The sequence below is a fragment of the Micromonospora sp. NPDC005979 genome (assembly GCF_040614415.1).
Taxonomy (GTDB): domain Bacteria; phylum Actinomycetota; class Actinomycetes; order Mycobacteriales; family Micromonosporaceae; genus Micromonospora.
The window spans coordinates 58,453-84,545 of the sequence record NZ_JBEXUR010000026.1; the positions used below are offsets into that span (position 1 = coordinate 58,453).

Genomic DNA, 26,093 nt, shown 5'->3' on the forward strand with positions numbered 1-26,093 from the left:
TTCAGCCCGGCTCGCCGGCCGTGGAGTCGGCGGGCCTGGCGTCGGCGGGTCTGGCGTCGGCGGGTCTGGCGTCGGCGGGTCTGGCGTCGGTGGGCCCGGTGTCGGCGGGCCTGGCGGCGTCCCGGGCGGCCAGCAGCGCCTCGGCCAACTCGACCGGACGCCTGCTGCTCACCACCCAGAACGGGGTCGGGTCGGCCGGGTCGTCGAGCACCACCTGCACGGCGCCGCTGATCCACGGCCGCTGCACCACGAAGGCGAGCGGGTCGGCGCCCACACCCAGCACCTCACGACGCCCGGAGGCGTCCAACGGGACCACGTCGGCCACGAAGCGCGCCGGCAGCCGGGCGTCGTCCACCCGCAGCTCACCGTCGACGACCGCCACCCCGATCCGGCCCAGCCACCACAGCCCGACGGCCGTGACCGGCAGCAGCACGGCGAAGGGCACCCAGGCGCGGGCGCCGGAACCACCCATCCAGATCTCGACCGCCAGCAGTCCGGCGGCCACCAGGCTGATCAGCCACAGCCACCAGGGCAGGTCCAGCCGTTCGGCGTACGCCGGGCGGGCCGGAACCCCTGGCCGATCGGCGGACGGGGAGGGCGACATGCTCACTCCTGCGAGGGTACGGCGCACGACGGGCCGGCCAACCGGCAGGATGGCAGGGTCACCGGAGACAACCGGACCGAAGAGGGGACCCGTGACCGACGTCGTACCCGTGCCCGTACGGCTGCTCGATGCCGAGCTGCCGATGCCCACGTACGCCCATCCCGGCGATGCCGGGGCCGACCTGGTGGCCGCCGCGGACGTGGAGCTGCCGCCCGGCGGCCGGGCCCTGGTGCCCACCGGCGTGGCCGTCGCCCTGCCGGACGGCTACGTGGGTCTGGTCCATCCCCGGTCCGGCCTGGCGGCCAGGCTCGGCGTGACCGTGCTCAACGCGCCCGGTACGGTCGACGCCGGCTACCGGGGTGAGATCATGGTCAACCTGATCAACCATGATCGGGACACGCCCGCGAAGATCTCTCGCGGGGACCGGATCGCCCAGCTCGTGATCCAGCGGGTGGCGCGGGCGCGGTTCGAGCCGGTGGCCGAGCTGCCCGGGTCCGCGCGTGGGACCGGTGGGCACGGTTCGACCGGTGGGCACGCTCAGCTGGTGCCGTCGCCGGCCGGCGGGCAGACGGAAGAAGTGGCAGGGTGATCGTGAACAGCGGAGGGTGGGCGCAGTGATCTTCTCCCGAAAGCGGGCCGATGCCGGGCGGCACACCCGCGACGAGCGGGCCACCGAGGTCCTCGACGAGGGCGGCGCGGGTCCGGCGCTGGTGCGCGGGCCGTACGACATCTCCGAGGTCGACGACGAGGTGCAGCGGCTGGACCTGGGCAGCCTGCACATTCCGGCGGTCGCCGAGGTGGAGGTGCGGGTGCAGGCCGACCCGCAGGGCGTGATCCAGCAGGTCGTGCTGGTGCACGGGGACAACGCGTTGCAGCTCGGCGTCTTCGCGGCCCCCCGGTCCGAGGGGATCTGGGACGAGGTGCGCGAGGAGATCCGGCAGTCGCTGCTGCGGGACGGCGCCTCCGCGCAGGAGGTCGACGGCGAGTACGGCACGGAGTTGCACGCCCAGGTACGGACCCCGGACGGCCCGACCAACCTGCGGTTCGTCGGCGTCGACGGGCCGCGCTGGATGGTCCGCGGCGTCTTCCAGGGTCCGGCGGCCACCGACTCGACCAGTTCGGGCCCGCTCGCCGAGTGCCTGGAAGGCCTGGTGGTCGACCGTGGCCAGGAGGCGAAGCCGGTCCGTGAGCCGCTGCCGCTGCGACTGCCGCGCGAGATGGCCGACCAGGCCGAGGACGCGTCCAGCGAGCCCCGCCAGGTCTGAACGACCGCGTCCCGGCCCGCCGGAACCGGCCCTGTCGGCGTACGCTGGCGGGACGGTTCCGGCGTCGCCGGAGCCGGGCCGGTCCCGGCGAACGTGGAGAGGGTGACGCGGAGGTCATGACGACCGACGAGAGCAAGGTGTCGCTGCGGCGCATCCTGCAACGGTTCACCGCCAGCGAGGCCGAGATCGACGCGCAGGAGTTGCGGCAGGAGAGCGCCGAGTGCGGTGGCGTCCTGGCCCAGCAGTGCTCCCGGGGCCAACTGGTCTCGGTCGCGGGTCGGCTGCGCACCGTCGTCTACACCCCGCGCACCAACCTGCCCACGCTGGAGGCCGACCTGTACGACGGCAGCGACGTCGTCACCCTGGTCTGGCTGGGCCGGCGGCACATCTCCGGGATCGAGCCGGGGCGGCACCTGACCGCTCGTGGCCGGATGGCGATGCGCGACGATCGCAAGGTCATCTACAACCCGTACTACGAGCTGGACTCGCCGAAGTGACGGCGCCGCGGACGGAAGGCCGGTCATGACGACGGGACAGGACCGGGCGGCGCAGCCGGAGACTCCTGCCGAGGACGACGAGGCGCTGCCGACGATCGCCGAGCAGATGGCCGACCAGCTCGGCGGCTGGCGTGGGCTGGTCGAGTCGAGCATCCCGGTGGTCGTCTTCGTGGTCGCCAACATCATCGGCGACCTGCGGCCCGCCGTGATCGCCTCGGTGGCCGTCGCGCTGCTGATCGCCGGGCTGCGGCTGGCCCAGCGCCGGCCGATCCGACACGCGGTCAACGGTCTGTTCGGCGTCGGCATCGGCGCCGCCATCGCGTGGCGCACCGGCGACGAGCGCGACTTCTACTTGCCCGGCATCCTCTACGGCATCGGCTACGGCATCGCCCTGCTGATCTCGGCGGCCGTCCGACAGCCCCTCGTCGGTTGGATCTGGTCGGTGCTGGTCGCCAAGGGCCGCTCCGAATGGCGGACCGACCCGAAGCTGGTGCGTACCTTCACCCGGCTGACCGTGCTGTGGGGCGTGGTGTGGCTCGCCAAGGTGGGCGTGCAGGCCGGGCTCTACCTGGCCCACCAGGACACCGCGCTGGGCGTGGCCCGGTTGGCCCTGGGCTATCCGCCGTACGCGCTGTTGCTGCTCATCACCGTCTGGACGGTGCGCCGGGTCACCCGGGAGCCACAGCCCACCCCGCTGCCCGGCGCCTGAGCAGGGCAGCGCCGAGGCCGGCTCAGCGTGAGCCGCGCGTCCGCTCGACGCTGTCCGGGCCGAGGATGACCGCGCGCACGTCGTCCTCCACCTCGGCCGTACAAACGAAGATCAACTCGTCGCCGGCCTCGATGGGATCGTCCGGGCTGGGCACCAGGACACGCTTGCCGCGCAGGATCGCCACCAGGGCGGAGTCGCGGGGCAGCGGCACCGCGTGCAGGGGCTGACCGACGTACGGGGCGGTCGGCGGCAGGGTGATCTCGACCAGGTTGGCCTCGCCCTGCCGGAACGTCATGAGCCGGACCAGGTCGCCGACGGTGACCGCCTCCTCGACCAGGGCGGCCATCACCCGGGGCTTGCTGACCGCGACGTCGACGCCCCACTGCTCGGTGAAGAGCCACTCGTTCTCCGCCCGGTTGACCCGGGCGACCACGCGCGGCACCGCGAACTCGGTCTTGGCCAGCAGCGACAGCACCAGGTTGGTCTTGTCGTCGCCGGTGGCGGCGACCACCACGTCACAGCCGGCGACGTTCGCCTCCTCCAGGCTGGCCACCTCGCACGCGTCGGCGAGCACCCACTCGGCGGCGGGCACCCGGTCCGGTCGGAGCATCTTCGGTTGACGCTCGATCAGCATCACCTGGTGGCCGTTCTCGATCAGCTCCTGGGCGATCGAACGGCCCACGTTGCCGGCGCCGGCGATGGCGATCCGCATGGCTCAGTGCCCTCCTTCCGGCGGCGTTGCCGCCACCGCCGTGACCGCGGCCACGATGTCGTCGCTGACCAGCATGAACACCTGGTCACCCTCCTGTACGAGGGTGGACGCGGTGGGCAGCGTGCCGATCCCGAAGCGGATCAGGTAGGCCACCCGCGCACCCGAGGCCTGCTCCAGCACGTGCACCGGGTGACCGATCCACTCCCGGTGCACCGGCACCTCGACGATCGACACGGTGCTGGTCGGGTCGCGGAAGATCTCCACGTTGCCCTCGGGCACGAGGTGCCGCAGCATCCGGTCGGCCGTCCAGCGCACCGTCGCCACGGTGGGGATGCCGAGGCGCTCGTACACCTGCGCCCGGCGCTGGTCGTAGATCCGGGCCGCGACCCGGGACACGCCGAACGTCTCGCGGGCCAGGCGCGCCGAGATGATGTTGGAGTTGTCGCCGCTGGAGACCGCCGCGAAGGCGTCCGCCCGCTCGATGCCGGCCTGGCGCAGCACCTCACCGTCGAAGCCCGCCCCGGTCACCGTGATGCCGGCGAAGTCGGGGCCGAGCCGGCGGAAGGCGTCGGCGTCCTGATCGATCACCGCCACCGAGTGTCCCCGGGACTCCAGGCTGTGGGCGAGGGTCGATCCGACCCGCCCACATCCCATGATCACGACGTGCACGCTGTCCCTCCCAAGGTGCGTACCGTTCCCGCTACCGGTGGCCTTCGAGTGCGAGCCTGCCACGTCCCGGTCGAGAGCGGGGACCGACCGTACCCCGCCGCCGTACGCGTCGATGATCGCCCACCCCCGCGTTCGCACCGTGGTGGTCGTACTCTTGGCGTTCGTGGCCAGTCCCACCTCGCTGCTGAAGCGGCTGCTCCTCGGTCGACCGTTCCGGTCCGACCGCCTGCAGCACACCCTCCTGCCGAAGCGCATCGCGCTGCCCGTGTTCGCTTCCGACGCGCTGTCCAGCGTCGCGTACGCGCCTGACGAGATCCTGCTGACCCTGTCGATCGCCGGGGCGTCGGCGTTCGTGTTCTCCCCGTGGATCGCCCTCGCGGTCGTCGTGGTGATGCTCACCGTGGTGGCCAGCTACCGGCAGAACGTGCACGCCTACCCCTCCGGTGGCGGGGACTACGAGGTGGCCACGGTCAACCTCGGCCCCAAGTTCGGCATCGGGGTGGCGAGCGCCCTGCTGGTCGACTATGTGCTCACGGTGGCCGTGTCCGTCTCCTCGGGGGTGGCCAACCTCGGCTCGGTGGTCCCGTTCGTGGCCACCCACAAGGTCATGATCGCGGTCCTCGCGGTGGTCCTGCTGACCGCCGTCAACCTGCGCGGGCTGCGCGAGTCGGGTACCGCCTTCGCCATCCCCACCTACGGCTTCGTGATCGTGATGGGCGGCATGCTGCTCACCGGGCTGTTCCGCGTCTTCGTCCTGGGCGACGACCTCCGCGCGCCCAGCGCCGACCTGGTCATCCAGGCCGAGCACAGCGTGACCGGCTTCGCGCTGATCTTCCTGCTGCTGCGGACGTTCAGCTCGGGCGCGGCCGCGCTCACCGGCGTCGAGGCGATCTCCAACGGCGTTCCCGCGTTCAAGGCGCCGAAGAGCCGCAACGCCGCCACCACGCTGCTGCTGCTGGGCGCGATCGCGGTGAGCCTGCTCGTCGGGATCATCTGGCTGGCCCGGCTGACCCACCTGCAGTTCGTCGAGGACCCGGCCCTGCAGATCGTCTCGGGCCCCGACGGGTACGTGCAGAAGACGGTAACCACCCAGCTCGGCGAGACGGTCTTCGGCGCCGGCTCGATCCTGCTCTACGTGGTGGCCGGGATGACCGCGCTCATCCTCTTCCTGGCCGCGAACACCGCCTTCAACGGCTTTCCGGTACTCGGCTCGATCCTCGCCCAGGACCGCTACCTGCCCCGTCAGTTCCACACCCGGGGCGACCGGCTGGCCTTCTCCAACGGCATCACGTTCCTCGCCCTCTTCGCGATCGTCCTGATCGTCGGCTTCCAGGCCGAGGTGACCCGGCTCATCCAGCTCTACATCGTCGGGGTGTTCGTCTCGTTCACCGTCTCCCAGGCCGGCATGATCCGGCACTGGAACCGGCGGCTGCGCACCGAGCGGGACCCGGAGGCCCGCAAGCGGATGCACCGCTCCCGGGCCATCAACACGTTCGGCATGGGCCTGACCGGCACGGTGCTGGTGATCGTCCTGATCACCAAGTTCCTGCTCGGCGCGTGGATCGCGATCGCCGCGATGGCGGTGATCTACGCGCTGATGCTGGCCATCCGCCGGCACTACGACCGGGTCGCCGCCGAGCTGACCCCGCCGGACGAGAGCCGGGGCGTGCTGCCCGCCCGCAACCACGCGATCGTGCTGGTCAGCAAGCTGCACCAGCCGACGTTGCGGGCCATCGCGTACGCCCGGGCCACCCGCCCGGACACGTTGACGGCGGTGACCGTCAACGTGGACGAGAAGGACACCCGCGACCTCCAGGCCGACTGGGAACGGCGGGAGATGGCGATCCCGCTCACCGTCGTCGATTCGCCGTACCGGGAGATCACCCGGCCGATCCTGGACTTCGTCGCCTCCACCCGCCGTACGTCGCCGCGCGACGTGGTCACCGTCTTCATCCCCGAGTACGTGGTGGGGCGCTGGTGGGAGAACCTGCTGCACAACCAGAGCGCGCTGCGCCTCAAGGGCCGGCTGCTCTTCGAGCCGGGGGTCATGGTGGTCAGCGTGCCGTGGCAGCTCGCCTCGACCGCCAGCAAGAACCTGGACCGGCTCGACGCCACGCTCTCCAACACGCCGGCGCGCGGACCCCGGGGCACCGTGCCGGCGGCGGTGGCCGCGCCGCCGCCCGGCGAGACCGCCCCGGCCGGCGGCGAGACGCCGGGAGACGGCCGTGACTGAGCGTACGACCGCGGGTGCGACCCCGACGGCCGAGCGGGGCCTCGGCGAGGCGGAGCGGGTCGAACTGACCGTCGACGCGGTGGCCCCCGGCGGGCACTGTGTCGCCCGGGTGGACGGGCAGGTGGTGTTCGTCCGCCACGCGCTGCCCGGGGAACGGGTGATCGCCGAGGTCACCGAGGTGCACCGGGGGTTCGTCCGGGCTGACGCCGTGACCGTGCTGGATCCCTCGCCGGACCGGGTCGAGCCGCCCTGCCCGTACGCGAGGCCGGGCGCCTGCGGCGGGTGCGACCTGCAACACGTCGCCCCGGCCGCGCAGCTGGCCTGGAAGACCGCCGTGGTGCGTGAGCAGTTGGCCCGTCTCGGCGGGCTCACCGACGTCGAGCTGGACCGGCTCGACGTCCGGGTCGAGGCGCTGCCGGGCGGACTGCTCGGCTGGCGTACCCGGGTCCGCTACGCGGTCGACGCCGCCGACCGGGCGGGCCTGCTCAAACACCGCTCGCACGAGGTCGTGCCGATCGACCGCTGCCGCATCGCCCACCCGGCCATCCAGCAGCTTGCGGTGCTCAGCCCGACCGGCGCACGCTGGCCGGCGGCGGAGGCGGTGGAGACCGTCGCCAGCGGCGGAGGGGACGTGAGCGTCGCCGAGGTCCGTGACGGGGTCGTCACCCCGGTGAGCGGGCCCACCGAGGTCCGTGAGGTGGCCGCCGGGCGGGACTGGGCGCTGCCCGCGTCCGCGTTCTGGCAGGTGCACCCGGCGGCGGCCGACACGCTGAACACGGCCGTGCTGGAGCTTCTGGACCCGCGGCCGGGCGAGGTCGCCTGGGACCTCTACGGAGGCGCCGGGCTGTTCGCCGCCGGGCTGGCCGCCCGCGTCGGCGCGTCCGGTCGGGTGACGCTGGTGGAGGCCTCCACGCAGGGTGTCGCCGCCGCCCGGGAGAACCTGGCCGACCTGCCCCGCGTCGAGGTCGTGTCGGCGCGGGTGGAGACCGCGCTGGCCCGTCGACGGATCACCGGCCCGGTCGACGTGGTGGTGCTCGACCCGCCGCGCTCCGGCGCCGGCGCACCGGTGGTGCGCGCTCTGGCCGCCGCCGGTCCACGGGCGGTCGCGTACGTGGCGTGTGACCCGGCGGCCTTCGCCCGGGACGTCCGCACCTTCGCCGAGCTGGGCTGGCGGCTGGCGGCGCTGCGCGGCTTCGACCTGTTCCCGATGACCCAGCACGTCGAGTGCGTCGGACTGCTGCTGCCGCCGGCCTGACCAGGTGCTCAGCCGGCTGCTCCGGGGCAGGCGGCTCGGGCCAGGCTGCGGAGTACCGGGCGGCCGATAGACTCTCCGGTCATGAGCGTTGAAGAGGACACGGCCAACCACGGTCGGCTGCTGGAGACGGTCCGCGGTCCGCAGGACGTCAAGCGGATGTCTGGCGAGGAGCTGGATGTGCTCGCCGCCGAGATCCGGGACTTCCTGATCGCCAAGGTCTCCCGCACCGGCGGGCACGTCGGGCCCAACCTCGGCGTGGTTGAGCTGACGCTGGCCATGCACCGCGTCTTCGACTCCCCCCGGGACCGGCTCCTGTTCGACACGGGCCACCAGGCGTACGTGCACAAGATCCTCACCGGGCGTCAGGCCGGCTTCGACAAGCTCCGCCAGCGCGGTGGCCTCTCCGGCTACCCCAGCCAGGCCGAGAGCGAGCACGACCTCATCGAGAACTCGCACGCCTCCACCGCGCTCTCCTACGCGGACGGCCTGGCCAAGGCGTACGCCCTGCGGGGTGAGCAGCGCAGCGTCGTGGCCGTGGTCGGCGACGGCGCGCTCACCGGCGGTATGTGCTGGGAGGCGCTGAACAACATCGCCACCGCCGGCAACTCGCTGGTCATCGTGGTCAACGACAACGGCCGCTCGTACTCGCCCACCATCGGCGGACTGGCCGACCACCTCTCGTCGCTGCGACTCAACCCGGGCTACGAGAAGGTCCTCGACACGGTCAAGGACGCCCTCGGCTCCACCCCGTTGGTCGGCAAGCCGATGTACGAGGTACTGCACGCGGTCAAGAAGGGCATCAAGGACGCGGTCGCCCCGCAGGCCATGTTCGAGGACCTGGGCATCAAGTACGTCGGCCCGGTGGACGGGCACGACGTGGCGGCCGTCGAGTCGGCCCTGCGCGCGGCGAAGAACTTCGGTGGCCCGGTGATCGTGCACGCCGTGACCCGCAAGGGGTACGGCTACCGCCCGGCTGAGGAGGACGAGGCGGACTGCCTGCACGGCCCGAGCAGCGCCTTCGACGTGGAGACCGGCACGCTGCTGGCCGCCCCCTCGGTGAAGTGGACCCACGTCTTCGCCGACGAGCTGCTGGCCATCGCCGACGAGCGGCCCGACGTGGTGGGCATCACCGCCGCCATGGCCGAGCCGACCGGCATCGCCAAGCTGGCCCGCAAGTACCCCGAGCGGGTGTACGACGTGGGCATCGCCGAGCAGCACGCCGCCACCTCGGCGGCCGGCCTGGCGCTCGGTGGCCTGCACCCGGTGGTCGCCGTCTACGCCACGTTCCTCAACCGCGCCTTCGACCAGGTCCTGCTGGACGTGGCGATGCACAAGCTGCCGGTGACCTTCGTGCTGGACCGGGCGGGCATCACCGGCCCGGACGGCCCCAGCCACTACGGCATCTGGGACATGTCGGTCTTCGGTGTGGTGCCCGGTCTGCGGATCGCCGCTCCCCGTGACGCCGCCACCCTCCGCGAGGAGCTGCGCGAGGCGGTCGCCACCGACGACGGCCCGACCGTCCTGCGGTTCCCGACCGGCGCGGTCGCCGCGGACCTTCCGGCGCTGCGCCGGGTCGGCACCGTCGACGTGCTGGCCGAGTCGGCGCGTACCGACGTGCTGCTCGTCGCTGTCGGCTCCTTCGGCCAGATGGGCATGGAGGTCGCCGCCCGGGTCGCCGAGCACGGCTACGGCGTGACCGTCGTCGACCCCCGCTGGGTGCGCCCGGTCCCGGCCGAGCTGGTCGACATGGCCGCCCGCCACCGCCTCGTCGTCACCGTCGAGGACGGCGTCCGGGTCGGCGGTGTCGGCGACGCTCTCGGCCAGGCGATGCGCGACGCCGACGTCCGGGTGCCGCTCAAGGACCTGGGCGTACCGGCCGACTGGCACCCGCACGGCACCCGCGCGCAGATCCTCGCCGACCTCGGCCTGACCGCGCAGGACGTGGCCCGTGACGTCACCGGCTGGATCTCCCGCCTGGACGCCACCCCGGACCACCTGACCCCCACCAGCAACACGGCAGCCCAGAACTAACCCCTGGACCCCACGACGGCGGGCACCCCCACGGGGGCGCCCGCCGTCATGCGTCCGCGCCACCCCGCCCCCGCCTCCGCGCGGCCTCCCACCCTCACACCCGTTCCTCGTCGATCATGGAGTTGTGGTGCCCGTTTTGGGGCTTGAGAGGCGCTTTGCACCCACCACAACTCCATGATCGACGGGGCGGTGCGGGGCAGGGCGGGGTGGGGCGGGCTGTTAGCGGTGGGGGCTTACTGAGCGGTAGTGGGTTTTGTCGGTGTTGGCGAGGCTGTAGGTCTGGGTGCGGGACGGTTCCGGCACGACGACCAGGCCGGGGCGTTCCACCAGCAGCGGGGTGCCCGGCGGCACGGAGAGCGAGCTGTCCCGGGTGGCCCGCCAACTGAGCACCAGAAGCGGTTGGTTGGGGACCGGAAGCTGATACGTCTGCAACGGGGTGGCCCGGTCGGCCGGCGACACCACCGGCGCGCTCCCGTCCGCCGGTCGGTAGACGACAGCGGTCATCGTGCCGGCGTCGGTGTCCCAACTGAGCTGCTGCAACTCGGCCGGCTCGCCGCCGCCGAGCGCCACCTCGCCGAGCGACCGGACCGAGAGCTTCGCCATCGGCCAGGACGTCGGTACCGACTTCGGCGCGTCCCGGTCGCCGATCCGGCGCGGAATGCTGCCGAAGGGACCCCGTTCACCGGCCAGCACACAGGTGTCCAGGCCGGTGAGCGCCCGCCGGCCGGCGCCGGACTCGTCCCGTACCAGCGGATAACGCGGGTCGGTCGTGCCGGTGCCCAGGTCGAGCAGCCGGTCGGCGGCCCGCCCCCGGGGCAGTGACTCGGTGGCGCGCAGGGTCGCCGTCACGCCGACCGCCGTGCAGGCCGGCACGTCGACCGGCGCGCTGAGGCCGTCGGCGATGGCCAACGCCCGACCCTGCGGCCCGAGCAACTGCTGCACCCGGGCCGAGACCAGGTAGCGCCGGCCGCCGGTCGTCTGGACCGGCAGCACGTCGGAGTAGACCAGGTAGCCGGGGTCGGTGTACTCGGTGGCGCGGCTGATCGCGTACCGGCCGCCGTCACCGGTGAGTTGCAGCAGCCAGGACGCGCTCTCGCCCGGCACGTCGGCCGCGACCAGGGCCACCGGGGCCCCGTCGACGCGTCCGGAGAAGAGGATGCCGGACGACGGCAGGTGCGCCCGGTCGTCGTCCGGTGACCGCCAGTCGCGTACCGCCTCGGTGACCGCCGTCGTCGCCCCGGCGTCGCCGGACAGGTCGCCCCGGGGTGGCCACACGGCCAGCGCGCCGTCGAGGCTGTCGTACCCCACCCGCAGGTCGCGAGGCGCGCGGTCCGCGACGGGACCGCATGCGGTGCTGACCAACAACGCCGTCACCAGGGCGGCGAGCGTCCTGCCGTGCCGGCGGCCCGGAGTCACCTGATCCGCCCCCGATCGCCTCGCCGTCGCTGTCGGAAAGCGCCATAGTACGAGATGTCCGATGCGACGCCGCCGCTGGCCGGTTCCGCGTCCGCCACAATGGACATCACCGGGGCTTTAGTGCCCTTTTCGCCGCTCGGGTAGACTCCGCCGACTGTGACGCCTGCCGAGTCCCGCGCCCTCGCTTCCCGGGCCAGGTCCGTCGGGGCGCCCGGCGACTCCGCCGATCCGGCCGACCGTGTCGACACCGCCCCGACCATCCCGACCTCGACCGCACCAGAAACGACCGCGCCGGCCCCGAGCCAGCCCGAGGAGGCCGACCCGTCGCGGGTCGCGCCGCACGAGGCCGTGCCGGACCAGACAGCGCCGAACCAGGACGCGCCGCACGAGGCTGCTCCGGACGCGACTGTGTCGGAGACCACCGTGCCAGACGGGACGGTCCCGGCGTCCGGGCCGGGGCGGAGCCGTTGGGTCCGCTGGACCCGACGACGCCAGCACCTGGCGGTCGGCGCGCTGTTCCTGCTCGCCGCCCTCTGGGTGACCAGCCGGATCTGGCTGGACCCGGCCGGCCGGGTGGCGTCGCTCTACACCGGTGACCCGGCTCAGGTGCAGTTCTTCCTCGCCCACTCGGTACGGGTGGTGCTGCACGGTGAGTACCCGTTCTACACCGAGCAGTTCAACTACCCCGACGGCGTCAACCTGATGGCCAACACGGCGGTGCTGGCGCTGGGCATCCCGATGGTGCCGGTGACCCTGCTGTTCGGTCCGGCGGTGTCCTTCGTGGTGCTGGTCACGCTCGGTCTCGCCGGGACGGCCATGGCCTGGTATCTGGTGCTCCGCCGCCACATCGTGCGTACGCCGCTCGCGGCGGCCGTCGGTGGCTGGTTCTGCGGCTTCTCCCCGGCGATGCTCTCGCACGCGAGTTGGCACCCGAACATCATCAGCCAGTTCCTGCTGCCGTTCATCGTCTGGCGGGTCCTGGTGTTGACCCGTTCGCGCCGGCCGGTCCGGGACGGCGTCCTGCTGGCTCTGCTCGTCACCGCGCAGGCGTTCATCAACGAGGAGATCCTGCTCTTCACGGCGCTGGCCTGCGGGATCTTCCTGATCGCGGTGGTGGTCCAGGAGCCGGCCCGTTGGCGGGCGGCGTGGCGACCGCTGGCCGCCGGTCTCGCCGCCTGCGCGCTGCTGGCCGGGGCGCTGCTCGCGTACCCCCTGTACGTGCAGTTCGTCGGGCCGATGGCGTACCACGGGCTCAGCGACGCGGTGCAGGACTACGGCAACGACATCGCCGCCTTCTTCGCCCCCGGCTCGGCCACCCTCGGCGGCAACCAGCGGGCCAACGTCAACCTGGCGCCGAACTACTCGGAGGAGAACGCCTTCTTCGGCTGGAGCCTGTCGATGCTCGCCGTCGGCGTCGTGGTCTGGCTGCGTCGGGAGATGCTCGTCCGGGCGCTCGCCGCGACCGGCGCGTTCTTCGCCCTGCTCTCCCTCGGTGAGCAGATCTCCTGGTGGGACCGGGACCTGATCACCGGGCCGTGGGAGCTGCTGGTGCACCTGCCCCTGCTGGACGCGGTGGTACCGACCCGGTTCGGTCTGATCACCACGGTGGTCATCGGCCTGCTGCTCGCGATCGCCGTCGAGCGGGCCTGGGCGCTGCGGCCGGCCGACCGACGTACCGTCCGGACGCTCACCGCCGCCGGCCTGGCGTTTGCGCTGCTGCCGATCGCTCCGATGCCGCTGCGGATGGTGTCCCGGCCCCCGGTGCCGGAGTTCATCACCGCCGACCGGTGGCGGGCGTACGTCGGCCCGGACCAGACGCTCGTGCCGATCCCGGTGCCCAGCATGGGCAACACGCACGGCATGCGCTGGGCGGCGGCCACCAACCTCGACTTCAAGATCCCGGGCGGCTACTTCCTCGCTCCGCGCAACGGCAACACCGGTGACCCGGGTCGGTTCGGCGGCCGACCCAGCGGGGTGGGCCAGCTGCTGGAGGAGGTGGCGACCACCGGTCGTACCTCCAAACTGGACGACCGGCAGCGTCGGCGCTTCACGGACGAGCTGCGGCACTGGCGGGCGGCGATCCTCGTGCTCCCGGTCCGTCAGCAGAACGCCGAGCCGTTGCGACGTACCATCGAGGAGCTGGTCGGCCCCGGTCGCCAGGAGTTGGACGTCTGGGTGTGGGATGTCCGGACGCTGACCGACCGCTCGGTCTGATGACCACGGGAACGGCGCCGTCGACGACGCCGGCCGATTCCCCGACCGCGCGCCCGCCCCGAGCGGCGTGGCTGCCGGACGCGCTGGTGGTCGCGGGTTACCTGGCGCTGGCCGTGGTGCTGACCGGCCGGCAGTGGGGTCATCCGCAGCGGCTCTTCCACCAGGCCGGCGACCAGGTGCTCTTCGAGTGGATGCTGGCCCACACGGCGCACGCCGTGGTCGCGGGGGAGAACCCGCTCTTCAGCGCCGCCCTGAACGCGCCGTACGGCGTCAACCTGATGGCGAACACGTCGGTGCTCGGCCTGGGCGTTCCGCTGGCCCCGGTCACGCTGCTGTTCGGCTCGCAGGTGGCGTTCTGTGTGGCGGTGGTCGGCTGCCTCGCCGGCACCGCCACGGCCTGGTACGCGCTGCTGCGCCGTCGGCTCGTCTCCGCCCGCGTCGCGGCGGCGCTCGGCGGGCTGGTCTGTGGCTTCGCCCCCGGCATGGTCGCCCAGGCCTCCGCGCACCTGCACGTGGCCGCCCAGTTCCTGCTGCCGGCGATCCTCGCCCTGGTGTTCCGGGCGGGCACCGGCCGGTCGGCGGTGTGGCGGCCCGGTGTCGGCCTCGGGCTGCTGCTCGTCTGGCAGGTCTTCATCGGCGAGGAGGTGCTGGTCTTCCTGGCGCTCGCCGCCGGGGTGTTCGCGCTGGGCTACGCCCTGGCCGATCGGGCCGCGGCCCGTCGTCTCGCGCCGGCCCTCCTCGGCCGGCTCGCGGTGGCGGCCGTGGTCGGCGCGGTGCTGCTGGCGTACCCACTGTGGTTCCAGTTCCGCGGCCCGCAGCACTACACCGGGATGGCCTTCGCCGCGCACGGCTTCCAGCTCGACGCGGCGTCGTTCACCGCGTCGGCCCGGCAGACGGTGCTCGGGGACGACTGGCTGCCGGGTCTGCTCTCACCGAACCCGACGGAGGAGAACTCGTTCTTCGGCCCCGGACTGCTGGTTCTCGCCGTCGTGGTCGTGGTCTGGCGGTGGCGACGACCGCTGGTCCGCGCGCTGGCCGGTTGCGGTGTGGTCTTCGCCCTGCTGTCGCTCGGCACCGACTTGCGGGTGGACGGCAGCGCCACCGGTATCCCGGGCCCGTACCGGCTGGTCGCCGGACTGCCGCTGCTCGACCTGGCGGTGCCGGCCCGGTTCGCGCTTGTCTGCGTGCCGGTGCTCGGCGTCCTGGTGGCGCTCTTCGTGGACCGCGTCGCCGGGGCCCGGCGGACGGCCGTGCCGGGCCTGCCGGTACGGCTGGTGTGGGCGTCGGCGGTGGCCGCCGCGTTGCTGCCGTTGACGCCGACACCGATCCGGGTCGTTCCCGTCCCGCCGGTGCCGGCCTTCGTCGCCGAGCGCGGATGGCGACCGCTGGTGCCACCCGGGCGGACCGTGGTGGCGGTGCCTCCGGTCACCGGCGCCGCGCTGAGCCCGGTCATGCTCTGGTCGGCGCGTACCGGGCTGTCGTTCGACGCCCCGGGCGGGTACTTCATCGGGCCCAGCGGACCGGACGACCCGGCGGCCCGCTGGGGCGCCCCGGACCGGCCCACCGCCGTGCTGCTGCGCCGGGTCGCCGAGACCGGCCTGACACCGGTACTGAGCGCGGCCGAGCGCCGCCAGGCCGTCGAGGATCTGCGGCACTGGCGAGCGGCGGTCGTGGTACTCGGCCGGCTGCCCAACGGCGACGCCGTCCGGCGGACGGTCGACGACCTGCTCGGCGCGGGCCGCCCGGTCGACGGCGGGTGGATGTGGGACGTGCGGCCCCTCGTCGGTTGATCAGCCCACCAGGGCGCGGACGTCCCAGACCCAGACGTCGTCGACCCGCTGCGGCGGCCCGAGGAGCGCGGTGACCAGCTCGCGCAGCACCGCTTCGCGCGGGTGGGCGCCGAGCACCACCACCGACGCCCGCCAGAACCGCAGGTCCTCGACGGCCTGCCGCCGGTTCTCGTCGGTGAGCGGGGGCAGGACCCCCTTGTCCATGGTGGAGTAGATGAGGCTGCTGGTCGGTCGGTTCGGCGCGCCGAAGACACCCTCGCCCAACTCGTTCGGGCCGATGAAGTAGCCGCCCGGAATGGGGAACTCCTGCTCGGTCAGGGCACTCCAGCGCAGGGTCGGCAGACCGTGCACGTTGCTCGGGATCGGCACCGGCACGAGCGTCCGGCCGGCCGGCACGTACGGTCGCCAGCCGCCCGCGGTGATGAAGTGCGGCGGCGGGTCGATCTGCTGCGCGGGCAGCGGCCGGGGGAACAGCGGCAGCAGGGCGAGGGCGACCGCCGCGTACCCCAGGGGTCGCAGCCACCGTCGGCGCGGCGCGACCGGCGCGACCGGCGCGTCGGCCGGCTCCCCGGCGCGTGGGGCCGGCGCGAGGCCCGCGCGGGCCTGCCGGGCCGCCGCGTCGCAGAACAACGCCAGGAGTACGCCCACCGCGGCGGCGACCACCAGGGCCAGCCGGGTCGGCATCATCATCTCGACCAGCGGCAGGTCGTCCGACACGTACGACCACGGGCCGGGGATGTCGGTCTCCACCCCGTCGAAGCGCACCCACGGCCCGATCGAGGCCACGGTGAACACCACGACGAGCACCGCGACGACCCGGGTGGCGAGCGAGCGGCGGACAAGCAGCACCAGCGCCACCACCGAGAGCAGCACCAGCGGCCAGCCGAACCAGGTGTTCTGCTCGGTCAGCCCGATCGTCTTCTCCACCTCCGGGTCACCCGCCCAGGTGTCCCGGGCGAAGGTCACGAAGGCGACCAGGTCCTCGCCCCAGTTGTGGAAGACGCCACCCTGCAGGCCCCGGTAGGACTGGGGGCCGTCGAACTGGAACCAGATCGGGTACGCCGTGAGGGTCAGTGCCAGCCCACCGGCCACACCCATCCCGGCCAGGAAGGTCCCGGCCATGGCACGGGTGGCCCGGGGTCGCTGTACCGCGTACGCCAGCACGACGACGAGGCAGGCCAGCGCGGTGAGGAGCAGCATCTCCTCGTTGATGAAGATCTGGTACGCCACCAGCACGCCGAGCGCCAACCCGTTGCGCCGCCACCGCCCCGGCTCGCCGAGGCGCAGCACCCGCACCACGATCAGCGGGAGCAGGAAGTTGGAGACGAAGTTGGGTTGGCCGTTGGCGTGGTGGATGATGCCCGGCGCGAAACCGAGGAAGGCCCCGCCCACGAAGGCCGCCGCCCGCGAGCGCACCAGGTGCCGCGAGAGCATCCAGTACGCGGTGCCGGCGGTGGCGGCCAGGGCCCCGCCCAGGTAGAGGGCGTACATCACCTGCGGGCCGAGCAGCATGGTGAGCGGGGCCAGCGGCAGCGTCACCCCGAGCAGCGAGGTGTTGGCCATCATGTTCACCCCGGCCGGGGCGTTCTGCCGGGCCGTGAACAGCGGGTTCTCCAGGTGCCGCAGCGAGTACGCGCCGTGCGCGAACAGCCACTCGAACCAACTGTGGTCGGTGGGCAGGTGCGACGAGACCCGACCGGTCACGTCCCCCCAGTAGTTGAGGCAGACGAAGACGCCCAGCAGCACATAGGCTCCGAGGGCCAACAGGTCGGCTCGGGCCGGGCGACGTCGAGGCCGCCGTGTCGGCTCGACCTCGGCCGACGTGGGGTCGGTCACGGAATTCAGCGAGGGGTCTACCACCGGCACAGCCACGACGCGCCATCGTACAGGCGAGGATGCGTCGCTTTTGCCGGGCCGGTACGCCCACGGCCGGTTTGCCGGGCCGCACCCGGTCGGTTGCGCCGGCGATGGAGGGACGGTCCTTGTCGATCATCGAGCTGGGCGAGATCCGGGACGAGCCTCCGCCGCTGCCGCCGGTCCGCCCGCCGCGCGCCGCCGGCCGCCCCCTGCGTACCGTGGCCGTGCTGCTGATTGCCCTGGTCACCCTCGCTGGCGCGACACCGGTCCGGCACCGTGCCGTCACGTCGGTGCCGACCGAGCCGGGCGCCTCGGCGTACCTCACCGAGGACGCCGTCGTGGTGGTCGACGCGTCCACGCCCACCGGGGACCGGTACCTGAGCGTCTACGACCAGCCCGGGCCGGCGGGTGGGGACGGCGTACGGCGTCGGTGGCGCGCGGCGCTGGAACGCAGCGGCGACTACGTGACCGTGTGGATCCAAGGCGGAATGCTGCTGGCGGTGGGGGTCAGCGTCGGCAGCGGTGTGTTGGAGACCACCGCCTACGACGCGCAGACGGGCCAGCGGCGCTGGCGTCACCCGGGGATCGCCCAGCGGGCGACCGACGGGGGCATGCTCCTCGCCCACGACACGGGCGACGCGCTGGGCACGGTGAGCCGGGTGACGCCCGACACCGGCCGGCTCCTGTGGTCGGTGCCGGTTCCGTTCGGTGGCACCGAATTCCACCGGCGGGGCGGGCAGGTCGACCAGATCGTGTTCGTCCAGCCGACCGGTGAGGTGCAGGTGCACGACGCCGACACCGGAGCCCTGCGACACAGCGTCGACACGCTGCCCGGCGATCGCTCGGCGTTCCAGCGGGTGCAGGTCGTGGACGACCTGGTGCTGCTCGTACCACCCGGCAGCACCGAGCTGGTCGCCTTCCGGCTGCCCACGATGGAGCGGGCCTGGACATCGCCGGTGCCGCTGGTGGCCTGGGCGGTCCCGTGCGCGGATCTGCTGTGCGCGGTCCAGCAGACCGGCGGCATCCAGACCATCGAACCCGCCACCGGCGCCGTCCGCTGGTCGGACCCGGGGCCGGACATGCTGGTGGACGTCCGGCGGGACAGGCTGCTGGTGGCCGCGTCCGAGCAGCAGTACGCGGCGCGCGACGCGCGGACCGGACGGGAACGCGCCGAGTTGGGCCGGTGGCAGCTCGTGAACCAGGTACGCAAGGAGGACGCGCTGCTCGGCGTACGCCCGACGTCCGACGGTCGGCTCGTCGTGGCCGAGCTGGACCTCACCGCCGGCCGGACGCGGATCCTGGACGTCCTGCCGGAGGTGGCGGGCGGGTGTCAGGCGGCGCGGCCCGTCCTGCTCTGTCGACGGCTCGACGGCTCGACGGCACTCTGGAGGTTGTCCCGGTGAGCGATGCGGTGATCGACCTCGGGGAGCTGCGGCACGGGCCGGACGGCGATCCGCTGCCCCGCCCACCGTCAGCCCGGGGTCGTCGGACGCGGAGCACGCTCCTGGCGCTCCTGGTGCTCGTCGGCCTCGCCGCGTCGGCCCCGACCGCCCCGCGCGAGGTGGTGACGCTGCCGGCGGTGCCCGGCTCCGACGCGCTGGTCTCCGACGACCTGTTCGTCCTCGTGGAGCCGCTCGGTCCGGCGGGCCAGCGGCGGATCAGCGCCACCCGGCTGCCGAGCGGCGAGGTGGCCTGGCGGATGCCGCTGCCGACCGAGGGGCGGTACTGGAGTGTCGCGCAGCAGGGCGAGACGCTGCTGGCCACCGGCCACGAGGTCGGCGCGGACCAGCGGGAGATGCTCACCATCGCGCTGGACCGCCGGACCGGGGCGTACCGGTGGCAGCAGCCCGGCAACGCCGCCGCGCTCCGCGACGGCAACCTCCTGCTGTGGTCCGCCGGCGACGACGGTGGGGTGGTGCGCGCCGTCGATTCGTGCTGCGGCACGGTGCGCTGGCAGATGGCCGTCGCGCCCGGCGTCGACCTCACGTTCCGCGACGGTGAGCACGGGGTGGACCGGCTGGTGCTCAGCCACCGGAACGGGCCGACCGAGGTCCGCGACGCCGTCAGCGGGATCGTCCTGGCCCGCGCCGACCTGCGCTCTCCCGACGGTGGGGGCACCGTGTCCGTGCAGACGCTTGGTGACCTGCTGCTCATCGTCGGCGGCCGTACCCCCATGATCACCGCGTACGGGCTGGACGACCTGCGTCAGCGGTGGCGCGTCCCGTCCGGCGACGCGATGTACGCGGGCGACTGCGGTGTCGTCATCTGCATGCACACCCGCTCCGATCGTGTCCGGACGATCGACGTCGCGACCGGTGCGCCCCGCTGGGAAGGCGACCGGTGGGGCTGGGTCTGGCCGTACGGCGGCCGGCTGCTCGCCACCTCGGCGGGCAGTGGCGGGTCCGGAACGGAGGACATCGTCGTGCTCGACCCACCGACCGGCCGGGTGCTGGCCGAGCTGGGTCGGTGGGAGTTGGCGTACCACGCCTTCGGCGGCCCACTGATCGGCGTACGCCGGCATCCCGGCGGTGGTCTGCTCGTCGCCCGGCTGGACGTCGACGAGGGCGTCGCGCGCACGGTGGACGTGCTGCCGGAGGCGGGCGGGGAGTGTCAGATCCTCGACGTGCGGCTGCTGTGCCGGCGGCGGGACGCCAACTTCGGCCTGTGGCGGTTGCCCAACTGACCACCGGCGGCCCCACGAGGGAGGATTGCTTGCCCGCCGGCACTAGGTTGTCGGTGGTCAGCAGCGAGGAGGCCGGGATGCGGGTACTGGTGGTCGAGGACGAACGCAACCTCGCCGACGCGATCGCGCGCGGGTTACGCAAGCGGGGCATGGCGGTCGACGTGGCGTACGACGGTGACGCCGGCCACGAGGCGGCGTTCGTCACCCGGTACGACGTGGTGGTGCTCGACCGCGACCTGCCCGGCGTGCACGGCGACCAGATCTGCGCCGACCTCGCCGCCTCCGGGGCGCTGACCCGGGTGCTCATGCTGACGGCGAGCGGCACGGTGGCCGACCGGGTGGAGGGGCTGCAACTCGGCGCGGACGACTACCTGCCCAAGCCGTTCGCGTTCGACGAGCTGGTCGCCCGCGTGCAGGCGCTGGGTCGGCGGGCCACCCCGGCCGCGCCGCCGGTGCTCGAACTGGCCGACCTGGTGCTCGACCCGGCCCGCCGGGTCGCCACCCGCGCGGGTGTGCCGGTGGACCTGACGAACAAGGAGTTCGGCGTGCTCAGCGAGCTGCTCAAGGCCCGCGGCGCGGTGGTGTCCAGCGAGGAGCTGCTGGAGCGGGTCTGGGACGCCAACACCGACCCGTTCACCACCATCGTCCGGGTGACCGTCATGACCTTGCGCAAGAAGCTCGGCGATCCGCCGTTGATCGAGACGGTGGTGGGGGCGGGCTACCGCACGGCCGAGGTGCTGCCGTGAGCCGGCCGGGACGGCTGCGGCCCACCCTGCGGCTGCGGTTGACGCTGCTCAACGGCGTACTGCTGGTCGGCGCGGGCGCGATCCTGGTGCTGCTGGCCTGGCTGCTGGTCCGCGACGCGCTGCGGCCCACCGATGAACTGCTGCCCGGCACGATCGTGCTGCTCTCCGACGGCGGCAGGATGGACGCGGCCCAGTGGCAGCGCGAACTTGTCGACTCCGCCTCCGGGGAGTTGCTGGCCAAGGGCCTGGTCGCGCTGTTGGCGATCAGCGTGGTGGGGGTCGCCGGCGCGTACGCGGTGGCCGGCCGGGCGCTGCGACCCCTGCACCAGGTCACCGCGACCGCCCAGCGGCTCGGTGAGGCGACCCTGGACCAGCGCATCGGTTACTCGGGCGCGGACGACGAGGTGGCCGAGCTGGCGAAGACGTTCGACGCGATGCTGGACCGGATCGCGTCCGCGTTCGAGGCGCAGAAGCGTTTCGTGGCGAACGCCTCGCACGAGCTGCGTACCCCGCTCGCCGTCATGCGGACCGAGATCGACGTGACGCTCAGCGACGACGACGCGGACGCCGCCGAGTACCGCCGGATGGCGACCGTGGTGCGGGACGCCTCGGAGCGCGCGAACAGCCTGGTGGACGCGCTGCTGGTGCTGGCCCGCAGCGAGGCCCAGGCCGGAGGTCGGCTGGGCCGGCGCAGCGAGTGCGACCTGGCCACGGGTACCGCCAACGCGCTGTCCGCGATGCGCCGCGAGGTCGACCGGATCGGCCTGCGGGTGCAGACGTCACTGGAGTCCGCCCCGGTGGTGGGCGACCCGGGGCTGCTGGACCGGTTGGCCGGCAACCTGATCGAGAACGCCGTCCGCTACAACCACCTGCACGGCCGGCTGTGGGTACGGACGGGCACCGACGGTGACCGCTCGTGGCTGGTGGTGGGCAACACCGGCTTCGAGGTGGACCAGGCCGACGTGCCGGGGCTGTTCGAGCCGTTCCGGCGCGGCGGCCGGGAACGTACCGGCGCGCGCGGCTCGGGCCTGGGCCTGTCCATCGTCCGCGCGGTCTGTCAGGCGCACGGTGGAACGGTCCGGGTGGTCGCCCAACCCGGCGGTGGCCTGGAGGTGACCGTCACGCTGCCGGCGGTGGACGCCCCGGCGGTACCCGGGCCGGTGGCCATCAGCGGCTGAGCGACGATTGCGCGACATCACCCTCGTGGAGGACCACTGTGAGTTCGACGATCCACAACATCAGCATCGACTGTGCCGACACGTACGCCCTGGCCGGCTTCTGGTCGAAGGTCTTCGACTGCCCGATGCAGCCGGACGACTTCCCCGGCGACCCGGAGGCGATGCTGCTGCCGCCCGGCGGCCCGGAGGTGCTGTTTCTCGCCGTGCCCGAGGGCAAGGCGGTGAAGAACCGGCTGCATCTGGACCTGCAACCCGCCGACCGGACCCGGGACGAGGAGGTCGAGCGGCTGCTCGGTATCGGCGCGACCCTCGTCGACGATCAGATCAGGCCGGACGGCGCCGGCTGGGTGGTGCTCGCCGACCCGGAGGGCAACGAGTTCTGCGTACTGCGCAGCGCCGCCGAGCGGGCGGCGAGACCGGCGGGACCGGACACCCCGGCGGCCTAGGCTCAAGGCGTACGGCGGGACGCCGCGATTGCGGCGTCCCGCCGTACCTTCGCTGGCGCGTCAGCGCCGGGGCACCGAGAAGTCCTCGGTCGGAGTCGTGTCGCCGGCGCCGTCCGTACTCGCGTGCACGCCCATGCCACGCGCGGCGAAGACCCGCCAGATCTCCCGCTGCCCGCGACCGTGGTTCACCACCCGGTCGGCCAGCAGGATCGCGTCGCGCATGTCCAGGTACGACGGATCCGTCGGGGACAGCTCCATCGCCCGGGTGATCAGCGAGCGGGCCAGGCGGCTACCGATCGCGGCCCGCAGGTCCCAGAGCGTCTGTGCCCAGATCTCACCGTCGGCGTGGATCTCCGGCTCGGTGGTCCCCGGCACGGTCGACGAGTTGCGGATCTTGCCGTAGTCGCCGTAGGTGTAGCCGCCCGTGCCCGCGGCGGGGTTGCCGGCACACACCGGCTCGGTGCTGCCCACCGGGCAGTCCATCGCCTCGCTCCGCACCGAACGGCCGCCCAGGATGTAGTCACCCTCGCGTACGTCACCGTCGACGGCGTCGTCCCGCTCGAGACCGCTGTCGACCAGGTAGTCCAGGCCGTACCAGTCGCTCCACGCCTCGTACATCGCCTGCGCCTGGGCGCTGATCAGGGTCGAGTTGCCGTTGGCGTCAACCACCAGCCGGTCGGACAGTCCGTGGGTGTACTCGTGGTAGAGGATGTCCGCGGTGTCTCCCGAGTTACCGGCGAGAACGCTTGCCGACTTGACGAACAGGTACATCTGCATGCGCGGCGCCATGCCGTCCGGCGGGGTCGTCATGTTGGCGTTGTTGGCGTGCTTGCTGTCCGGCAGGCCGTTGGCGGTGTCCGCGCCGTCCATCGCCTCGGCGACCACCGCATCGCCGTCGACCGCCTCGAAGTTGCCGGCCGCCCGGGTGAAGCCGATCGGTGCGGCGGCGAGGTGGTCGTGCCAGGTGCCGAGGAAGGAGAAGAGCTGCGCCGCGTTCTGCTCGCGGTTGGTCTGCCACGAGTACGGCACCGCCGGATCCCACGAGCACTGCCGTTGCGCCGAACACGGGGCGCCGACCTGGTCGGAGAAGTTCGTGAACGGGAAGTCGAAGCTGCTCGCGGCGTTCGGCGTGACCTCTTCCGACGCCTGGGCGACGTTGTCGGCGTTCACGTCGGAGTAGACGTGCCCGACGTTGCCTGCCAGCTTGGTCGCGTTCGGTGCCAACCACCGGTTCAGGTCGACCGTGCGCTGGCTTCCGCCGACCGGGGCGCCCGGGTAGTTCTGCCACGTCGTCGCGTGGTGGTTGGCGACCATGCTCCGCTGGAAGAGAACGCTGCCGTCGGCCGCGTCCACCACGCTCAGGTACCCCCCGTCCATGTCGATCACCTCCCAGGCCAGTCTCGGGCCGGCCTTCGTGTTGAAGACGACCTGGCGGGCGCGACCGCCGTCGGAGAAGGTCGCGGACGACGTGGTCCGGGAGCGCACGGTCGCCGCAGCGCCGGACCCGGCGGCTGTCGCGGCCCGGCGGGCGGCGACGGCGTCCACGCGCGCGGCGCCGAGCGTGGTGGGCAGCCCGGCCAGCGGCACGCCGTCGACCGCGATCAGCCGGCCATCCTTGCTGACGTGCGCCTTGAGGCCGTTGCCGACGACGTCGACCCCGTTCACGCGCTGCACGAAGCTCAGGTGATGGGTGCCCTCGATGTCGACGTAGTCCTTGCGCAGCCGCAGGGCCGCGATCTCGGCGACGGTCAGGCCGACGACGGAGCGATGGGCCGCCAGATACTCGCGGGCGATCCGCTCGGGAGCGGCGGTGCTCGGTCCGGTCAGGTAGCCGTCGAGCCGAGCCAGCCGCCGCAGCGTCGCGGTGCCGCGGTCGATCTCGACGATGCCCTGCGCGCCGAGGCTCGCCCGCAGCGAGTTCGCCGCCTCGGCGACCCTGGCGCCGGGCGGCGCGGCCTGCGCGTTGATCGGCAGCAGCGCGGACGCGAGCAGGACGCCCGCCGCCGCGGCGACACCGCGTCGGATGATGGTTGAGCCCACTCTCGTACTCCAATACTCATGCAGGCATCAATGACGCGACAGACGCTAAAGGTCCGTAATGGACATCCACTTGATCGGCGATCGTGGCGGTGGCGGGGTGCGTGCCCGGTGCTGTTAGATGAGCGGCCACAGCAGGGCGAAGGGTGTGTGGCGGATGGACACGACGGCGATGGAGCCGGTGCAGGCGTACCTCACCGCGACCGGTGAGCGGCTGCGGGCCGACGGTTGCGAGGTGCGGACCGAGGACTGGGGTGGCACGCCGGTGCTGATCGGCTACCGGGGCGACTTCAGGATGCGGTGGATGGCCACCAAACTGCACCTGTTCACGATCGCCGCGCCGACGACGCGGGTGACGGCCGACGTCCTGGAGGCGTTCAGCACCTCGGCGATGGATTACGTGCTGGCGCGCAAGGGGCAACTGCGGGGCTTCCAGAACGGGGTGGCGGTGCTCCCCGCCCTGGTCGGCCTCGAGGTCGAGCCGGCCGCCGCCGCGTGGGCACAGGAGAAGCAGCGGCTGAAGTTCGCCGCGCTGGCCCGTCCGGTGGCCGTGGACGCCCGTACCGGCGCCGCCGCCGCCTTCCGGGGGAGCCCCGCGCTCGGCTTCATCTACGCGGCTCACCTACGCGGCAAGCTCGACGCGTACTTCCCGGTCGCCTGACGGCGGTTAGGGCGGGGCCCCGGCCACCCTCGGGTGGCCGGGGCCCCGGTCGTGCGTACCCTCAGGATCGCTGTTCGATCTGACCCCGGACGCCGACGAACTCCGCCTTGGCCTCTTCGGCGGTCTTGAAGTACATGACCACCAGGCCCACGCTACCCCGGTCGGCCCAGATGCAGACGCCGAGCGGCACGCTCTCGGCCTTGCCGTCGCCGCAGCGCGCGTCGCCACCCAGCGGCCCCGCCTCGACCGCCGCCATGTTGGTCACCGACAGCTCGCTGGAGAGCCCGGTCACCGCCTCGTCCAGCTCCTTCTTCGGGTCGGCCATCACGCCGGACACCGCGGCGATCAGGACGAGGTCCTGCTTGGTCGGATCGCCGTAGAACGCGCCGACCGTGCTGGTCTCGTTCTGCACCTCGGTCTTCATCTGGGTGACCATCTGGTCGGCGACCGTCTGCAACTGCGGGTCGGTGTTCTTGGCCCGACCGGCGAGGGTGGCCGGCGCGACGACCCGGGTCTTGGTGGCGTCGACGACGTCACCGAACTCGTCCTTGAGCGCGAACCAGGTGATCGCCGCGCCACCGAGGCAGAGCACGAGCACGACGGCCAGCACGATCAGGAGGATCTTGCCGACGTTCGACTTCTTCGGCGGCGGGCCGGCCAGGTGCGGACCCCCGTAGGGCTGCCCCGGCTGCCCAGGCGGGAAGCCCTGCTGCTGCGGCCAACCGGGCTGCGGCGGGCCGGGCTGCTGCTCCGCTGCCGGCGGCCCCGGCTGGTACGGCGCTGCCGGCTGGTACGGCTGCTGCGGCGGGACGGGGGAGTCGTGCGGCGGCGGCCCGAAGGGGTTGGCCGGTGGCTGGGACATCAGTCAGCTCCAGGATGGGGTGCGAAACGCGTGATCGTAACCCGGCGAGGGCGACCGTGCGGTACCGGCCAGGTCCCGCGGGCCACCGCGACCACCCACAAACGGTCGCGGGGGGGGGGGCGGGGGCCCCCCGGGGGGGGGGGGGCCCCCGGGGGGGGGGGGGGGGGCGCGGCGGGGGGGGGGGGCGCCCCGCCCCGCGGGGCGCCCCGCCGGGGGGGCCCCGCCGGG

The 26,093-nt window shown here is 73.0% G+C and carries 22 protein-coding genes; 15 read left to right on the forward strand and 7 right to left on the reverse strand.

Features of this window, described 5'->3' with window-relative positions:
* Position 1: 1 nt before the first annotated feature.
* On the reverse strand, positions 2-604 hold the full coding sequence (locus ABZ272_RS29925) for a DUF3093 domain-containing protein (RefSeq protein WP_355053280.1): 603 nt from the start codon (positions 602-604) through the stop codon (positions 2-4).
* A gap of 91 nt (positions 605-695) precedes the next feature.
* Here ABZ272_RS29925 and dut point away from each other — a divergent pair, with 91 nt between their 5' ends.
* The 4 genes from dut to ABZ272_RS29945 all read left to right on the forward strand — a co-directional run bounded on the left by dut (position 696) and on the right by ABZ272_RS29945 (position 3,075).
* Positions 696-1,193 (forward strand): dUTP diphosphatase, encoded by a 498-nt coding sequence (gene dut / locus ABZ272_RS29930; RefSeq protein WP_355053281.1) that lies wholly within the window; start codon positions 696-698, stop codon positions 1,191-1,193.
* Positions 1,194-1,218: 25 nt separating this feature from the next.
* Positions 1,219-1,869 (forward strand): DUF3710 domain-containing protein, encoded by a 651-nt coding sequence (locus ABZ272_RS29935; RefSeq protein ID WP_355053282.1) that lies wholly within the window; start codon positions 1,219-1,221, stop codon positions 1,867-1,869.
* 116 nt (positions 1,870-1,985) lie between these two features.
* Positions 1,986-2,366 carry an OB-fold nucleic acid binding domain-containing protein gene (locus ABZ272_RS29940; RefSeq protein WP_355053283.1) on the forward strand — a complete coding sequence of 127 codons (381 nt, stop codon included), beginning with the start codon at positions 1,986-1,988 and terminating at the stop codon, positions 2,364-2,366.
* A gap of 25 nt (positions 2,367-2,391) precedes the next feature.
* Positions 2,392-3,075, forward strand: a complete 684-nt coding sequence (locus ABZ272_RS29945; protein ID WP_355053284.1) for a DUF3159 domain-containing protein — start codon at positions 2,392-2,394, stop codon at positions 3,073-3,075.
* A 22-nt stretch (positions 3,076-3,097) separates the two neighbouring features.
* Here ABZ272_RS29945 and ABZ272_RS29950 read toward each other — a convergent pair whose 3' ends face one another.
* Positions 3,098-3,787 (reverse strand): TrkA family potassium uptake protein, encoded by a 690-nt coding sequence (locus ABZ272_RS29950; RefSeq protein WP_355053285.1) that lies wholly within the window; start codon positions 3,785-3,787, stop codon positions 3,098-3,100.
* A gap of 3 nt (positions 3,788-3,790) precedes the next feature.
* Positions 3,791-4,456, reverse strand: coding sequence for a TrkA family potassium uptake protein (locus ABZ272_RS29955; RefSeq protein ID WP_355053302.1), 666 nt, complete (start codon positions 4,454-4,456; stop codon positions 3,791-3,793).
* 163 nt (positions 4,457-4,619) lie between these two features.
* Here ABZ272_RS29955 and ABZ272_RS29960 point away from each other — a divergent pair, with 163 nt between their 5' ends.
* The 3 genes from ABZ272_RS29960 to dxs all read left to right on the forward strand — a co-directional run bounded on the left by ABZ272_RS29960 (position 4,620) and on the right by dxs (position 9,975).
* On the forward strand, positions 4,620-6,689 hold the full coding sequence (locus tag ABZ272_RS29960; protein WP_355053286.1) for an APC family permease: 2,070 nt from the start codon (positions 4,620-4,622) through the stop codon (positions 6,687-6,689).
* Entirely contained in the window at positions 6,682-7,944 is a 1,263-nt protein-coding gene (locus ABZ272_RS29965) for a TRAM domain-containing protein (protein ID WP_355053287.1), read from the forward strand. The genes ABZ272_RS29960 and ABZ272_RS29965 overlap by 8 nt, the downstream gene beginning before the upstream one ends.
* An 81-nt stretch (positions 7,945-8,025) precedes the next feature.
* Positions 8,026-9,975, forward strand: a complete 1,950-nt coding sequence (gene dxs, locus ABZ272_RS29970) for a 1-deoxy-D-xylulose-5-phosphate synthase (RefSeq protein WP_355053288.1) — start codon at positions 8,026-8,028, stop codon at positions 9,973-9,975.
* Positions 9,976-10,194: 219 nt separating this feature from the next.
* Here dxs and ABZ272_RS29975 read toward each other — a convergent pair whose 3' ends face one another.
* Positions 10,195-11,391, reverse strand: coding sequence for a hypothetical protein (locus ABZ272_RS29975; protein WP_355053289.1), 1,197 nt, complete (start codon positions 11,389-11,391; stop codon positions 10,195-10,197).
* Between the two features lie 423 nt (positions 11,392-11,814).
* Between ABZ272_RS29975 and ABZ272_RS29980 the strand changes: the two genes are divergently transcribed.
* Complete coding sequence (locus ABZ272_RS29980) at positions 11,815-13,605, forward strand: hypothetical protein (RefSeq protein WP_355053303.1); 1,791 nt, start codon at positions 11,815-11,817, stop codon at positions 13,603-13,605.
* Positions 13,605-15,395 carry a hypothetical protein gene (locus ABZ272_RS29985; protein ID WP_355053290.1) on the forward strand — a complete coding sequence of 597 codons (1,791 nt, stop codon included), beginning with the start codon at positions 13,605-13,607 and terminating at the stop codon, positions 15,393-15,395. The genes ABZ272_RS29980 and ABZ272_RS29985 overlap by 1 nt, the downstream gene beginning before the upstream one ends.
* Here ABZ272_RS29985 and ABZ272_RS29990 read toward each other — a convergent pair whose 3' ends face one another.
* Complete coding sequence (locus tag ABZ272_RS29990; RefSeq protein WP_355053304.1) at positions 15,396-17,255, reverse strand: hypothetical protein; 1,860 nt, start codon at positions 17,253-17,255, stop codon at positions 15,396-15,398.
* A gap of 122 nt (positions 17,256-17,377) precedes the next feature.
* Here ABZ272_RS29990 and ABZ272_RS29995 point away from each other — a divergent pair, with 122 nt between their 5' ends.
* From ABZ272_RS29995 to ABZ272_RS30015, 5 genes are all read left to right on the forward strand, one after another.
* Positions 17,378-18,655 (forward strand): PQQ-binding-like beta-propeller repeat protein, encoded by a 1,278-nt coding sequence (locus ABZ272_RS29995; RefSeq protein WP_355053291.1) that lies wholly within the window; start codon positions 17,378-17,380, stop codon positions 18,653-18,655.
* On the forward strand, positions 18,652-19,935 hold the full coding sequence (locus ABZ272_RS30000; RefSeq protein ID WP_355053292.1) for a PQQ-binding-like beta-propeller repeat protein: 1,284 nt from the start codon (positions 18,652-18,654) through the stop codon (positions 19,933-19,935). Before ABZ272_RS29995 ends, ABZ272_RS30000 begins: the two co-directional genes overlap by 4 nt.
* Positions 19,936-20,012: 77 nt before the next feature.
* Positions 20,013-20,681, forward strand: coding sequence for a response regulator transcription factor (locus ABZ272_RS30005; protein ID WP_355053305.1), 669 nt, complete (start codon positions 20,013-20,015; stop codon positions 20,679-20,681).
* Positions 20,678-21,859 (forward strand): HAMP domain-containing sensor histidine kinase, encoded by a 1,182-nt coding sequence (locus ABZ272_RS30010; RefSeq protein WP_355053293.1) that lies wholly within the window; start codon positions 20,678-20,680, stop codon positions 21,857-21,859. Before ABZ272_RS30005 ends, ABZ272_RS30010 begins: the two co-directional genes overlap by 4 nt.
* 38 nt (positions 21,860-21,897) lie before the next feature.
* A complete protein-coding gene (locus tag ABZ272_RS30015) occupies positions 21,898-22,305 on the forward strand; it encodes a VOC family protein (protein WP_355053294.1) in 408 nt (135 codons plus the stop codon).
* A 60-nt stretch (positions 22,306-22,365) separates the two neighbouring features.
* Here the strand turns inward: ABZ272_RS30015 and ABZ272_RS30020 are convergent, their stop codons facing one another.
* Positions 22,366-24,345, reverse strand: coding sequence for a M4 family metallopeptidase (locus ABZ272_RS30020; RefSeq protein ID WP_355053295.1), 1,980 nt, complete (start codon positions 24,343-24,345; stop codon positions 22,366-22,368).
* Between the two features lie 154 nt (positions 24,346-24,499).
* Between ABZ272_RS30020 and ABZ272_RS30025 the strand changes: the two genes are divergently transcribed.
* The gene (locus ABZ272_RS30025) at positions 24,500-25,003 is read left to right on the forward strand and encodes a levansucrase (RefSeq protein WP_355053296.1); all 504 of its coding nucleotides are present in this window, start codon (positions 24,500-24,502) and stop codon (positions 25,001-25,003) included.
* 61 nt (positions 25,004-25,064) lie between these two features.
* On the opposite strand, the gene ABZ272_RS30030 is transcribed toward ABZ272_RS30025, so the two are convergent.
* Entirely contained in the window at positions 25,065-25,865 is an 801-nt protein-coding gene (locus tag ABZ272_RS30030) for a hypothetical protein (RefSeq protein ID WP_355053297.1), read from the reverse strand.
* Positions 25,866-26,093: the final 228 nt, after the last annotated feature.